Annotated in this window: 9 protein-coding genes and 4 pseudogenes; 10 read left to right on the top strand and 3 right to left on the bottom strand. The window is 32.2% G+C overall.

From position 1 onward, the window contains the following. Positions 1–408: 408 nt before the first annotated feature. A pseudogene (locus tag ILS93_RS29235) lies at positions 409–528 on the bottom strand (SunI/YnzG family protein); the annotation flags it as partial. Between ILS93_RS29235 and ILS93_RS26980 the strand changes: the two are divergent. After that, positions 519–1,046 (top strand): annotated as a pseudogene (locus tag ILS93_RS26980) (M15 family metallopeptidase); the annotation flags it as partial. The pseudogenes ILS93_RS29235 and ILS93_RS26980 overlap by 10 nt on opposite strands. 320 nt (positions 1,047–1,366) lie before the next feature. Here ILS93_RS26980 and ILS93_RS26975 read toward each other — a convergent pair. Further along, positions 1,367–1,771 carry a DUF3221 domain-containing protein gene (locus ILS93_RS26975; RefSeq protein ID WP_222661654.1) on the bottom strand — a complete coding sequence of 135 codons (405 nt, stop codon included), beginning with the start codon at positions 1,769–1,771 and terminating at the stop codon, positions 1,367–1,369. Positions 1,772–2,635: 864 nt separating this feature from the next. Here ILS93_RS26975 and ILS93_RS26970 point away from each other — a divergent pair. From ILS93_RS26970 to hlyIIR, 3 genes are all read left to right on the top strand, one after another. Further along, positions 2,636–3,871, top strand: coding sequence for an N-acetylmuramoyl-L-alanine amidase (locus ILS93_RS26970; protein WP_222661653.1), 1,236 nt, complete (start codon positions 2,636–2,638; stop codon positions 3,869–3,871). Between the two features lie 301 nt (positions 3,872–4,172). Next, the gene (gene hlyII, locus ILS93_RS26965) at positions 4,173–5,411 is read left to right on the top strand and encodes a hemolysin II HlyII (RefSeq protein WP_222661652.1); all 1,239 of its coding nucleotides are present in this window, start codon (positions 4,173–4,175) and stop codon (positions 5,409–5,411) included. A gap of 425 nt (positions 5,412–5,836) precedes the next feature. Further along, complete coding sequence (gene hlyIIR / locus ILS93_RS26960; RefSeq protein ID WP_222661651.1) at positions 5,837–6,442, top strand: hemolysin II regulator HlyIIR; 606 nt, start codon at positions 5,837–5,839, stop codon at positions 6,440–6,442. A gap of 193 nt (positions 6,443–6,635) precedes the next feature. Here hlyIIR and ILS93_RS26955 read toward each other — a convergent pair. Beyond that, a pseudogene (locus ILS93_RS26955) lies at positions 6,636–6,783 on the bottom strand (Lsa family ABC-F type ribosomal protection protein); the annotation flags it as partial. 443 nt (positions 6,784–7,226) lie between these two features. On the opposite strand from ILS93_RS26955, the gene ILS93_RS26950 reads away from it, so the two are divergent. The 6 genes and pseudogenes from ILS93_RS26950 (at position 7,227) to ILS93_RS26925 (ending at position 14,532) form a co-directional block, all read left to right on the top strand. After that, on the top strand, positions 7,227–9,956 hold the full coding sequence (locus ILS93_RS26950) for a sensor domain-containing protein (protein ID WP_222661650.1): 2,730 nt from the start codon (positions 7,227–7,229) through the stop codon (positions 9,954–9,956). A gap of 884 nt (positions 9,957–10,840) precedes the next feature. Then, positions 10,841–11,566, top strand: a pseudogene (locus ILS93_RS26945) (hypothetical protein). Between the two features lie 328 nt (positions 11,567–11,894). Beyond that, the gene (locus tag ILS93_RS26940) at positions 11,895–12,524 is read left to right on the top strand and encodes a hypothetical protein (protein ID WP_222661649.1); all 630 of its coding nucleotides are present in this window, start codon (positions 11,895–11,897) and stop codon (positions 12,522–12,524) included. Between the two features lie 16 nt (positions 12,525–12,540). Further along, positions 12,541–13,158, top strand: coding sequence for a hypothetical protein (locus tag ILS93_RS26935; RefSeq protein ID WP_222661648.1), 618 nt, complete (start codon positions 12,541–12,543; stop codon positions 13,156–13,158). A 341-nt stretch (positions 13,159–13,499) separates the two neighbouring features. Then, positions 13,500–13,883, top strand: coding sequence for a hypothetical protein (locus ILS93_RS26930; RefSeq protein ID WP_222661647.1), 384 nt, complete (start codon positions 13,500–13,502; stop codon positions 13,881–13,883). 16 nt (positions 13,884–13,899) lie between these two features. Beyond that, on the top strand, positions 13,900–14,532 hold the full coding sequence (locus ILS93_RS26925) for a nuclease-related domain-containing protein (protein WP_222661646.1): 633 nt from the start codon (positions 13,900–13,902) through the stop codon (positions 14,530–14,532). Positions 14,533–14,625: the final 93 nt, after the last annotated feature.

Raw genomic sequence — 14,625 nt, 5'->3', positions numbered from 1 at the left:
GGTGGTTCTGATTCTTGTTGATTGATAGGTCGTAAGGTCATAAAAAAGTCTTGGTTTGGTCGCCAAGGCTTTTTTTATGCTGTATTCAGGAATAAAAACCTTGTATATCTCGAATAATTTTCCAAGCTTAAGCACGGGCTTTGTTCTTTCAATTGTAAAAAATATATTTGACTTACATGGTGCGAAGTACGGTGTAACTAATACAGAGAATAGGGGATTGTTCTACTTTACTTAGAAAAATGGGATGTAAAGTAGTAAGGTGTGATAGAAGTGATACATATCTTACTGAAGTGTTAAAGGGGATTTACATTCATATAGAGTATTTAAAAAAGGTGTAAAGTCAATTCTAGGGCTTCGCACCTTTTTAATTAACTTGGCCTTTGTTTCAGCCAGTTAATATGTTCATTTTTAAGCGTTTATTGCATTTAAAATGGAAACTTTATCTGTTGTAAATAAGACATAATTTTGTTTGATCGTTTTTATTAATATACGGTCAGTTGTTCCATATGCTGTTTTAATACGGATTGCCCGAAGACTATAAACCGGAGGATTTAGTTGTACCAAATGTACCATTCTCATTCAGTGGAACGCTAGAAAAGAGTTACCTTCGTAAAGAGGCAGCAGAAGCACTAGAAAGGTTATTTGATTTAGCAAAGAAAGAAGGAATCCAGTTGAATGCTGTTTCAGGGTTTCGCTCCTATGATTATCAAATAAACCTGTATGCAAACAACGTGAAAAGAAAAGGACAAGAGCATACGGATCGCTTCTCGGCAAAGCCAGGACATAGTGAACATCAAACAGGATTAACGATGGATGTTTCTTCTAAAAGTGCAAATAATGAGCTGGAGTTAACCTTTGCGAATACGAAAGAAGGAAAATGGCTGAAAGAAAATGCGTATCGTGCAGGATTTATCATCCGTTATCCAAAAGGTAAAGAGAGTATTACTGGATATGCATATGAACCGTGGCATATTCGCTATGTCGGGGATATTGCTGAAAGAATATATGAGAAAAAACTGACTTTAGAAGAATTTATGAATCTTTAAAAATAGAATTGAAGAGTTAAACCGGCTAGCGATAGCAGTAAGATTATAAAAGATAGGGGGTATGAAATAAGGTATTTCATAATGCTTTTAAAGGGTATACCATGTAATTATAAACGAAACTACTAAAAGGAGCCATTTATATCTTTACAGTAATGTGAGATGTAGGATCTACGTCAGGCATAGTTTGATAAATATTAGGTTAATATATAATGGGAATCAGAGAGTAACGAAAAAGAATATAAATATTATGTATTCGGTTTTTTACTAAATAACAGGGCATCATTCTAATTAGAATGATGCCCTGTTATTTTTAGCATAATCTATTGAATTACTTTTTCAATTTTAGGCATTACAGCAATTGGCGGTAAAGAATTGGTCCATGCAGCAGCATAAACATTTATCTGTTCACCTATAGTGTAATTTTCACCATCTGAAATAGGAACCCTTAAAATTTTATTTTGAGAAACTAACTCCCACCAATCATTTTGAAAAGCGAGAGCTTCATCTTTTGTAGATGTAGCAGCAACCACTAAATAATTATTTTCTACTGAAATGACATATCCAGTAAACGGCTCTTGTTCTTGTTTTTGAATAGAATGAATAGGTGTAGTGCTTACAGACGCCTTATTAGAATCTGCAAATGCCGGTGTTAATCCAAAAGTAAATCCACATCCTAATGTTAAAGCTGTTACGGTTGTTACTAATTTTTGTTTTTTTGTAAACATAATTATATATCCCCCTTATATTTTATCCCTACACTAGCCATTTTCTAGTTCTATACATATAAAGCCTTTTAATATTAAGATGTTTAACAGTTCTGTCACAATTATTCCATAAATGTAAAAATAATCTATTAATGGAAGTGTAATTATGTTATAATTCACTAGGTGAACTGTTATTATTTCATTCATCTCCTGATGAATGGATACCCTTCCTTAATTGTAAATATGTTCGACTTTATTGGTGAAGAGGGAAGAAATCCCTCTTTTTTTTTGTTCCTTCTAAAGTTCAAAGGTGCCTTAAGGGAGTAAAAAGGTGAATTGTGTTTTTATACTAGCAAATACATTCGTGGCCGCTTTCGGTGGTTTCTAGATATGTTATTTCGAGGGGCATAATTCTTGAAAATTCTAGTAATCATGGCTGCTAATTGAGGAGCATTCACAGTGGTATTTAACGGAGAATTGAAGTGTAAGTAAGTTTTAAAGGGATCGTCGAAAGGGTAGTTATTATAAGTTGTTTTCCTAACAAATAATCAATTTTTGTTTAAAATATAAGACCACTATTTAATAATATAAAGTAATTATTTATGCTGTTACCTTACAAAAATGTAAGATTGTTTTAATTGACACTCGTATATATAAGTAACTATACTAGTTACACGATGTTGGTGAATATATTTAATAGTATCAATCTATAAGTGTATGTCGAAGGGTTCTTCTCGAAATAATAGTTCGATATAAGATTCTTTATCTGTAATATAGTGATGACACCAACTTAATCTATACTTTATTCGGAATCATATTATTTAAAGATTAACTATAATTTATATAATTTACCAACTTGTAATAATTTCTTAGAGGTGCTAAATTTTGAAGAACAAATTAATTGCTACAGGAATTCTTGCTGGAAGTTTACTATCATATTCTACTAGTATTGTTGCAGATACTCACAGATTCCCAGATGTTCCCGCATGGGCTGACAAATCCGTTACTTATTTAGTTGATAAACAAGTATTGAGTGGATATCCAGATGGGACTTTTGGATCAAGTGATACACTAGATAGAGCTTCTGCAGCAACAATTATGACAAAGGCTCTTGGTATACACATTGATTTAAATGCAAAACCATCTTTTAAAGATTCACAAAACCACTGGGGAACCCTTTATATTGCCGCAGCTGAAAAGGCAGGAATCATTAAAGGTGAAGGAAATGGAATATTTAATCCTTCTGGAAAAGTTACTCGTGCTGCTATGGCTACTATGCTAGTGAATGCATATAAACTACAAAATAAAAACACTAGCAATGGACAAAGTAAATTTGAAGATTTAAAGGGCCATTGGGGTGAAAAGTTCGCAAATACTTTAATTGATTTAAAAATTTCAGTTGGTACAGATAATGGTTGGCAACCAAATAAATTCATAACACGCGCTGAAGCTGCACAACTAACTGCAAAAACAGATATGCTTCAATATAGTCATAGTAATCCCTTAGAAAGTAAAACCATAATTATTGATCCCGGACATGGTGGCGAAGATCCTGGAAAAGACACAAAGGGATTACCTGAAAGTAAGATTGTACTAGACACTTCTTTACGTCTACAAAAATTGCTTGAAAAACATACACCATTTACAGTTTTATTAACTCGTAAATCTGATACTAGACCAGGACATGATCAAAAAAGCTCTTTACAGGAACGTGTGAAATTTGCTAAACAAAATCAGGGGGATATCTTTATAAGTGTTCATGCAAATGCTTATAATGGTAATGCAAAAGGGACAGAAACATACTACTATAAATCTTCTGAATCTAAAAAGACAAATCCTCATGTGGAAGAAAGTCGTGTTTTAGCTGAAAAAATTCAAACTCGATTAGTAGACGCTCTTCAAACACGTGATAGAGGCGTTAAACATGGAGATCTCCATGTTATAAGGGAAAATGACATGCCAGCTGTGTTAACGGAACTTGCTTTTATAGATAATGGTATTGATTACAGTAAGTTATCTACAGAAAACGGAAGGCAGGTCGCAGCAGAAGCCATTTATGAGGGTATTTTAGATTATTATGAATGGAAAGGGAATAATGTATCTGAATATAGGTTGCAATAAGTAAATGAAAATATAGTAATTCTCGAAATAAAGAATTCTAAAATTTTTTTGCACTTTTTTAAACAACAATTTTAAATACATATTTAAAATTGTTGTTTAAATCGTTATTCTGTGTTTTAATGATATTGATAATAGTTATCAGTAAAGAAGAGATGGAAATTAGCAAATCAAGTGTTGATAGTTATTGGCATAAAGATTAATAAATTTCTACATTGTAACGTTATAAATCTATCTCTAGTATTGAGAGCTAAAAATAATACGTTTATATTTTTTAAATGTTTAAGAAGGAGTGGCTGTCTGTATGAAAAAAGCAAAGGGAATAGCTAAAAGTGTTGCCGTAGCGTCCGTTATTATGTCTGGATCACTTGGTATACAAGCAACATCCGCATTTGCAGATTCTAAAGGAACTGTAGAAAATCTTCAAAATGGTGGAAAAGTCTATAATAGTTTTAAGACTACTTATGACATGAAGCAGAATATCAAAAATTCAATAAAGGTTTCTTTTATCGAGGATCCTTACGCGGATAAAAAAATTGCAATTGTTACAACTGATGGTAGTAATATAGATGCTAAATATACAATTAATAGCGGATACTATAACGCAGGTTTAAAATGGCCATCGGCTTATCATACTGAAGCAGAAATAACTAGTAGTGATAGCGCTCAATTCCATAAAGTTGCCCCAGTTAATACAATGACTTCAGCAAAGGTTACTTCTGAGGTAGGATATACACTTGGTGGAAGTGTTAAAGTTGGGGTAAATGATAAAGGGCCAAATGCCGATGCAAGTATTACAGGTAGCTTTGCTTGGAAAGAAAGTGTATCTTATGATCAGGTAGATTATAAAACGGTATTAGAGACTCACACAGATAAAAAATTAAATTGGAAAGTAGGATTCCAATCGTTTAATTTCCCAGAGTGGGGAATTTATAATCGTGATTCATTCAATACTTTCTATGGTAATCAACTATTTATGAAATCGCGTAGTTATAATGAAGGAACCAATAATTTTGTTTCAAAAGACACAGTACCAGCTTTAACAGGATATGGTTTTTCTCCTAATGTAGTAGCGGTTATCACTGCTGATAAAACAGAATCTACATCAGATTTAAAAATAACAAATCGTAGAATTTCAGATCAGTATAATATTGAATGGGTGAGTTCAAAATGGTGGGGAACAAATAATAAGGATACATATAATGAGTTCTTTACAAACAACTATAAATTAGACTGGAAAAACCATCAAGTTACTCTTGATAACCAAAAAGCCCTTGAAGAACAAATGATTGGTATCAACAACGTGAATAACCAGCTTAACAAAGGAAAAGGAAAATTATCTTTTTCAATGAATGGGGATCAGCTTAAAGCTACATCTAGCAATGCTGGTTATGGTATCAGTTACGAAGATAAAAATTGGGGTATCTTTGTAAATGGTGAAAAGGTCTACACGTTTAATGAAAAAACAACTGTAGGTAATATTTCAAATGACATTAACAAATTAAGCATCAAAGGACCTTATATTGAGATTAAACAAATCTAATCAGTAAATAAGGTACAATTGATGGGTAATTATTTCATCAAAATATGAGTATAAAGGTTTTATAAAATCTGTATAACGTAATGAAAGGATCAGAGTTTATCTGTTTTTACAGATAAACTCTGATCCTTATTATTTTTTGTTCATTCTTTTGCTCAAGTAGAAAAGAGCGTAAAATATTTGAAAGCTATTCATGTCACGCAGGGGGATATTTTTTTAAGCATGACGTTTAATTAGGATAGGAGAGATTGAAGAGCTGTCTCTTTTTGAGGCGTACGTAGTGTGGCGAATTGTTTAAAGTAATGAAGACCTCATCGGTTGTTAAGTTACTACTTTAAATATATAATTAAATTTTATTAAAAAGATACTCTATTCAAAGTCCTTATTGGATTTTTGAAGTGAAATATATATTATTTGAGGTGTGTGAAATGGGGAAATCTCGAGAGCAGACGATGGAAAAAATTTTGAAGGCTGCTAAGAAAAAATTTGGAGAGCGTGGCTACGAAGGTACGAGCATACAAGAAATTGCAAAAGAAGCGAAAGTGAATGTCGCTATGGCTTCATACTATTTTAATGGGAAAGAAAACCTGTATTATGAAGTATTTAAGAAATATGGCCTTGCTAATGAGTTACCTAATTTCCTTGAGAAGAATCAATTTAATCCTATCAATGCTCTTAAAGAATATTTAACAGTCTTTACTGCACATATAAAAGAAAATCCTGAAATTGGAGCATTGGCATATGAGGAGATTATTAAGGAAAGTGAACGATTAGAAAAGATTAAACCATATTTCATAGGTAATTTTGAACAGTTAAAAGAAATATTAAAGGAGGGTGAAAAACAAGGGGTTTTTCATTTCTTCTCCATAAATCATACGATACATTGGATCACTTCTATTGTTCTGTTTCCAAAATTTAAAAAGTTCATTGATTCTTTAGGACCAAATGAAACGAATGATACAAATTATGAATGGATGCCAGAAGACTTAGTGAACAGGATTATTTCTGCTTTAACAGATAAGCCTAGCAGGTAAATTATTCATTGTTTATGGATCATAATTTTCCTATTAAAAAGTCTAATTTCTCAATGTATTGTAGAGAAATTAGGCTTTTTTCGACACTATATTCAAAGACTTTATAAACTAATGGCTTGATTTATTAGTGATTCGAGTGAAGTTACATAGATATAGTTTTAGTTGCAACATTTTGGTGAAATGCCTTATCATGCTAAACAATAACCATTGTGAGATTAAATTGTTGAATCAGCTCTTCAATTTATATTCGTGAATAAATGTCTATAATGTTTAATGGTTCAGCACATATATATATGGGCTTTTTCACATAAACTTTTAGCGATAAGTAGTTCTTTCGTTTGTTCTTTAAAAGGGGAGTTATTCGAAATTGACATCACTTCTTACTGTAACTACAATAGTTACAGTAAGTTTGGTCTTTTAATTCGAATTTCTAAGTTAATGATAGCATATTTTCCTTTTTTCTAAGTGCGATAATAAGCGACTAGCTATGTTGCAATTAAAGCTTAGATTCTATCTCATATTCAAAGAACAGTTAATTTGTATCATTCAAATTAACGATGAGCGAATACTTAAAAACACATTTTACATCTTATTCTTTTGGGAATCCTTAGTTGAAAATAGGGAATATCTGCGGGCAGCAAATAAGACTGTGGTATGTAGAAAGAAATCTTTTAAAAAGGTCATAATATGGAATGATAGGTAACACTCAGTTTAATGAATACGAGCTGTGCCGTATCAAGTCATTTTTAGTAAAAGTCTAGAAAAAATTAAGAAGGTGAGTCCATTGCGTAAACATTCACATGTGCAATTTTATGTATTGATATTGGCTTTAGTAGCTTATTTAAGCTTTTGCTTTATATTTTTATTTGTTTTTCCGAATGAGTATTTTGTATCAGATTTTAATATACGACTATCATCCTTAGTTGTTGAAATTACTGTATTTATCTCATTACTTTACTCGATAGCATCAAGAAAAATTAAACTAGGAGTCTTTTGGGTTTGTATTACTATTGCAATAGGGTGTTTCTTGATAGGGAATTTTATATCTGCTTTTCAAGTACTTAATGTAGAATTACCAATACAAAATTTTAATATCTCTGATGTATTTTTGTTGTTTTTCTTATTCTTCTTTCTCTTTGCGTTCTTTTATAAAATCATGTTGGAATGTAACAAGTGGGAAAAAGCGTATTTAATTTGTGATTTATGTATTGTTGTTACTGCTATTTTCACCTTAGAGTGGTACCTATTTAATAAACCTTCTGCAAATATCTTATTCTTATCAATTGGAGATGTCTTTCTTTCATTTATTTTCCCAATTATAGATTTATTGCTTCTTTTACTAGGAGTTAGCCTGATTTTTCGACCAGCAATTTTTAATGCGAAAAGTAAATTATTTATTTTTATCTTAGTATTAACTGGATTGTCCATTACGGATTACTTATATTTCTATTTACAAGATGATTTATCACAACGTTCACTTATATTATTAAGGTGTTTGTATAGAGTTTTTCTATTATTTATTGCCATTGCTGCCGCTATTCCAAGGAGTACATCTTCTAAAAGAAATTATTTTATTATTAATCCGACATTTGGAAAGAAACTTCTTGTCATATTCCCTTATCTTGCAGTTGCAATCTTAATTGGTTTTACTTTGAAAGAGCAAACTTCTTCATCTACACTGATTACGGGAAATTGTATTGCCTTTGTATTTGTACTGATTCGTCATATAATTGTACGCATGCAAAACAAAGATTTAACCGAAACATTAAAAGTGTTTAATAATCAATTAGAGCAAAAAGTATTTCAAAGAACAGCGGATTTAATAAAAAAATCTAATGATTTGGTAAAAAATCAAGAGAGGTTTAAGTCATTATATGAGTATCATCCAGATCCTATATTAACAATTGATTCAAATGGTACCGTATTAAATATAAACCAGTCTGGAAGTATGTTATTAGGGGAAGAAAGTGCTGCATTAATAGGAAAAGAGTGCCTCTCTATTTTTTTAGATGAAGATAAACCTGAATTGGCAGCAGCTCTAAAGAAAGGGAAACGATGTAGTTCGTCTTCGTTACAGTTACGTGTGAAAGATAATAATGAGAAGGATATACATTTTTGGTATGTCACTATTGTTCCTATTATGATAGAAGGACAAACTTTTGGGAGTTATGTAATCGTAAAAGACATAACGAGGTTGAAGCAACAACAGGATGAGATAAACTATCTAGCATTTCATGATACGGTGACGGAGATTGGGAATCGAATATTCTTCCAACAAGAATTAGACAGATCCATTGAGCGTGTACAAAAAACACAGGATAAGTTTGGACTCCTGTATATAGATTTAAACCGCTTTAAGACCATTAATGATACACTAGGTCATGCAATTGGTGACAGGGTTTTAAAAGAAGTTGCCAAACGTTTTAGGACATGTCTGTCACCAACTATTCCTTTAGCAAGAATAGGGGGAGATGAGTTTGCAATCATTGTCCATAATAAAACAGAGAAACAGCTATTAGATTTGTGCGAAATACTTTTTCGTATAACTGAAGAACCATTTGTAATAAATCAACACAGCTTTTATTTATCCCTTAGTATAGGAATAGCGTTGTATCCATTTGGAGGAACCAATGCCACAACACTTTTACAACATGCTGATATCGCCATGTATAGCGCGAAGGAAAAAGGTAACAATGCTGTTTGTATGTATGACGAGACATTATCTCAAAAAATAACAAGACGCTTACGATTAGAGCAGGATTTACCAAATGCAATAGAAAATAATGAGTTGTTTTTATTGTATCAACCACAAGTTGATAGTAAGGCAGGAAAGGTTATTGGTGCAGAGGCTTTAATACGTTGGCAACATCCAGAGTTCGGGCTAATTTCACCTTTTGAGTTTATACCTATCGCGGAAGAGACGTCGCAGATTATTTCAATTGGGAAATGGACGTTACAGGAAGCGTGTCGGCAACTAAAAGAATGGCATTCTGCGGGCTATTCAAATTTAAAGATGGGGATAAATTTATCAGCTATAGAGTTTGAAAAGAAAGATTTCGTTCAAACGATTATTTCTACCATAGAAGAAATAGGAGTACCAGCTAACTTAATTGATTTGGAATTAACAGAGCGAATTGCCATGGTAGATGAAAAAGAAACTTTATCGAAGTTAAAAGCATTAAAATCATATGGTGTACATTTATCAATTGATGATTTTGGTACAGGATATTCTTCATTAGCATATCTACCTTTGTATCCAATTGATACTTTGAAAGTTCCAAGAGAATTTGTGAATAGGATTGGAACTTCAAATGATGGAGATGAAATTATACAAACGATTATTTCGCTAGCTCATACTTTAAATATGAAAGTAATAGCAGAAGGGGTAGAAACGAAGGAACAGTTAAAAGTGTTACAAAGTAATTCATGTTATCTAATTCAAGGTTATTACTACAGTAAACCTATAAATGAAGATGAATTTATCAATTTTTTAAATACGCCACAAAATAAATAAGTCCCCAAAGATATATTATGAAGTAAAGAGAGAAGACGTTCTATCAATTTGGAATAGAACGTTTTTCTTATGTTTATTTTCAAAAGATATGCTGCTAGGTTTCTGTTTTTGAGAGTAAAATTAATATATATATTCCCAGTATTAGATTTGTTTTAAACTTAGAAAATATCTTGATTCATCTATCCTAATTGTGTAATGTATGGTTATATTGTTGATTTATTTGATACCGTTTATTCCCACACCTTCTTGTGTTGTGGTTGAGTTGTAGAAGCAAGTTGCATCTTGTTTCAATTGTGAAAGGGCTTCTTTGAGCCGATTAGTGTATAAATAGCTTATTTTGCTATGCACATTATTAATCGACTTGAAGAAGCCCTTTTTGTATTGTTTTCAAGTTCGCAAGCCGGGTTATGAATCTTAACAAATTATAAGAAAGAGGAGATATAAAAATGAAAAAAGATAACATTTGGACAGTATTAGATGATTCAAAAGAGCCGGATGATATATTTGCTGGTATAGGGATGTGCTATCTAAAATTACAGGTGAAGAACTAAAATTTTAATAAAATCTAGGTAGTTTACAGAGGGGAAAAGGAAGAACTGAGTGAGGTATATACTTAGATCTTCCTTTTTTATTGCAAAAAAGAACTGGGGGGCAATTATAATGCGTGTAGAAAATGTTTTAGCGGTGAGATTTTATCCACCCTCACTAACAGTAGGGAAACACTGAATACGGATAAGCGTATGCTTGTTCATTAACTCGATTTTGCATTCTAGGATAAATGGATTGTTGAAGTAGATACTTCTCAAAGGAAAGGGAACGAAAAAGCAAAGTAATTGATGGGCAATTTGAATTCGATTTATTTGCATAATCGAGAGGGGAATAATATGTTTACAAACATTTTTATCGGTCTATTTTATTATGTATTTTTTGTAGTTCGTAATTCAAGAAAAAAATTTCTAATAGAAGAAGCCAAGAAGGAAGAAAGAGGAAATACACCGGTAGAACGTCCCGTTTATTGGTGCCCGAGAGAAAATAGACCTATTGGTAGGGAACAAGAGCGTATTACTGTCCTAACAAAAGAAATCACCTTAGAAAAAGATGTAGCAGGTATATATGATCTAGTTGCTATTACTGTTCAAAAGAATTTGGATGAAGAATTCAGTAACAAGTTATAACAGGAAATTGATGCTGAAGTGGTAGAGCATGTTAAGGGTTTTCACTATACTCCTGATTCTGAAACAGTATATGATACCTCATTTCTAAGTGATGAGGACATACCATTTTCAAGCAATATGGATACACTAGAGGGATTATTAGGATACGAAGATACATTTCATAAACTAGAACAGCTGAAAATCCTACAAGAAACAGCACATGGTACTTCTGTTCAAAATTTAGTATTAGAAGAGGAAGAATTTCAGGTTGTGAAATGTACGGCTAAAATAGTAGAACGAAAGCAAGAACTCACCTGCATAATAAACATATCTAATAACAAGCGCTATTGGATTCATACAGGGGGAGAAATATTACCAGAAAATCAACTGCTGTATTTAGAATTGAAAATTGATTCATCTTATTCCTATACATTAGTTAGATGGAGTGGTAGATAGCTAGGAAATATATGAATGTATCTCCTAGTTATTTTTTCTTAGATAGCATGAAAAACAGCATTTTCTCACTCATTTGTACAAGGATGAAATTTTTTTATTTTTGTACAAATGAGTGGGATAGAACGATTCACCATATGAGAATATTCAACTATAATGAAAAATTGTACGTCATTGTAATATTAAAATGTTTTGATATTCAGGTGATTAACAGTCTTAGAACAGGAGAATTGAGAACTCTTCGTAATTTTACAATGCTTTAAATAGACAGTACCAAATCATGAGTATTGTATGAAAAAAATTTTATTAAAGTAAATAGGAGTGATAATATATGGCAATCGATCATATAAGCAACAACGTAGTAGAAAAATTAGAACAAGCGGTGCGCTATGAAAAGAAACAAGTTCAGTTATTACGTGTAAGTAAAAGTAGTTCTAATATACACGCTTACATGATTTTTCCAGAATTCTCAGAGGTTAAAATTTCAAATACCGAACTGGATGAATATATAGAAAATCTATCAATAAGTTTGAAATATGTCATTGATCGCAAGTTGAGTCAACAAGAAATAGAAAAACAAAATCATTCGTTCATTATGACATGTGCAGTTGAGGAGGATGGATTAGTAGATGATGAAACTATTCATTTTAATACGACTTATGTTAAACCACCAACAATTGCAAATAAAGTATTTAAGTTAGTGTGTGGATTAGGAAATCGTTTAGATAGCTTAAAAGAGTTACATCTTACAGTATTAAATAATAATATTAATCGAATTGAAATTGGATTTTACAATGAAAATGAAACACATATGGCAGTAGAGAAGGAAGAAATCGCGAATGCAATTATGGGGGCATATACAAAAGCAAATATTTATTATGCAGCAGATCTCTATTATGTTGCAGAAGGAAATCAAATCAAATTAAAGAGCGTTAAACCAAAATTAGCGGGTGATGTGTGATGAAACAAAAAAAAGGATGATAGGAGTCTTATGTACGCTTGTTTTAATGGTGTTATTATTTGTCCCCTTACAGGCTGTCCAGGCCTCTGTAAAAGTAGATTTTAATGAATTGAAGGGGAACGATGTTTCATCATCTTTTAAAGAGGGATTAAACAATCGAACGAAAACAAAAGAAAAAGATGATTCATTTGGCTCATCAATCATACAAAAGATTGAAGGTCTGTATGCTCCGGCTTTTAAGGTAGGAGTAAATATCTTTTCTATTTCATTCGTATTAGGCATTATTGTCATGGTTATGGCGTTAATTACAAAGAATGGCCAATGGATGAAGTGGGCAACTGGAAGTATGATTTTCTCATTTATTAGTATGATGTCTCTGAGACTAAGTGTGTACTTCTTGTTCAGTTCCGATGTATTTTCGTTTATGAACATCTTTACGGATTTTTTAGACCTGTTTAAAGCAACTGCACTTATTTTCACACCATTTATGCTAATTGCAGGTATACGTTTAAGAAGAATTCATGAGAGTACGAAACAGCCTGAGTATTACCGGTGGTCCAACCGTGTTATAACGGGATCTTGTTTGCGGTGTGTGTTAGCAGCACTTGCTCCATGGCTATTTGAAAATATGTAAAAACTATATATAAGGATAGAAAGGTACTGGGTCTGCATTCGGTACCTTTTATCTATCCATTAGATTTCTTCTTTCGTATTCTTTAAGTACTTCCGGCAATATAGGAGATAGTATGCCACTTAGATAAATAGCTGTATATTTGCAGGTTAAAAGGTTTGAAAAAGCTGAATCTGTTTCTTGTTTTGTTACCGTATTATCTACAATAAGTTTTAAGATGTCTATCACAATCCTCTTTAGGGTAGTACGTAAGTTAGTAGAGACGTATCACATCATGCGTACAATTAAATGTGAATATTTCTCAATGAAAAATAACCTTATTTATTTTGAAAGGACTGTTTGTTTTGAAAAGAAATCGAGAATATATTAATTTGCGAAATTCCATTTTGATTGGTTGGCTGCTCACAATTATTGTTATGGGTCTATCTGTCTATTTTTCTTCCATTGTGTATTTATTAATCGGTTGTTTCATTCTGTCCCTAAAATACGGATTAATGGGCACAATAAAGAATGTAGAAAAACGTTTACCCACCTGGGCTAACTTTGGTGTCATTGAAAAGCCTGTAAATAGAAGGGTAACTAGACCTTTTCAGTTTCGTGGGGGGCTCCTTGTTTCTTTAGCATTGGGATTCGTAGAGATGGTGATAAAAGGCTTATGTATCTCATATTTTATTTTAGGGTTAGAAACGTATGTATATCGTTTGATGCGCAGAAACGCAAGAGTGTGAAAAGGAGGCTTTTATTATGAAAGTATTGATATTCGAATTGATTCTCATTGTGATTCTGATTCCTTTTAACATCGTTTTAAAAAAACATGTACCGAAATGGAAAGCCGGGGAAAGACTAGTGAAACGTATATTGGGAAAATTGGATCCCACAAGTTATTATGTGTTACATGATGTTACGGTTCATACGGAGTATGGTGATACAACGCAAATTGATCATATTGTTATCTCGGAAACAGGTGTATTTGTTATAGAGACAAAGAACTACGAGGGCTGGATTTATGGAAGTGAGAAATCAGCCAGGTGGACACAGGGTATTTTTAGTAAGAAATCCTCTTTTCAAAACCCATTTCGACAAAACTATAAACATATAAAGGTATTTGAATGGGTGATGGAACAACAGTTGCCGTGTATCTCTATTGCCGCGTTTCATCCAAAATGCAGTCTAAAAAGGGTAAATGTTCATTCTAAAGATAAACATGTCCTATATTATAACGATCTAAAAAAATGTATCGAATCTTATATTAATCTGAGACTAACAAAAGATGAGGTTGAGCATATCTACCAAACCATTTTGCGAGCAAATATTACCGGTAAGGATATTGAGAAGAAACATGTGAAGTATTTACAGAATAGATTCGCTAAACAATAAGAAACGGAGAAAGGAACAATGTTATATATAATAGGTTTTTTGGTAATCATCGTAGTAGTTATTCGTCTTAACGTGAAGTATTACCAGTTAAAA

Origin of the sequence: Bacillus sp. 16GRE42 (assembly GCF_019837435.1) — a bacterium.
GTDB lineage: Bacteria > Bacillota > Bacilli > Bacillales > Bacillaceae_G > Bacillus_A > Bacillus_A wiedmannii.
The sequence above is the reverse complement of the archived record's forward strand: the minus strand, read 5'-3'. Positions and strand labels throughout refer to the sequence as shown.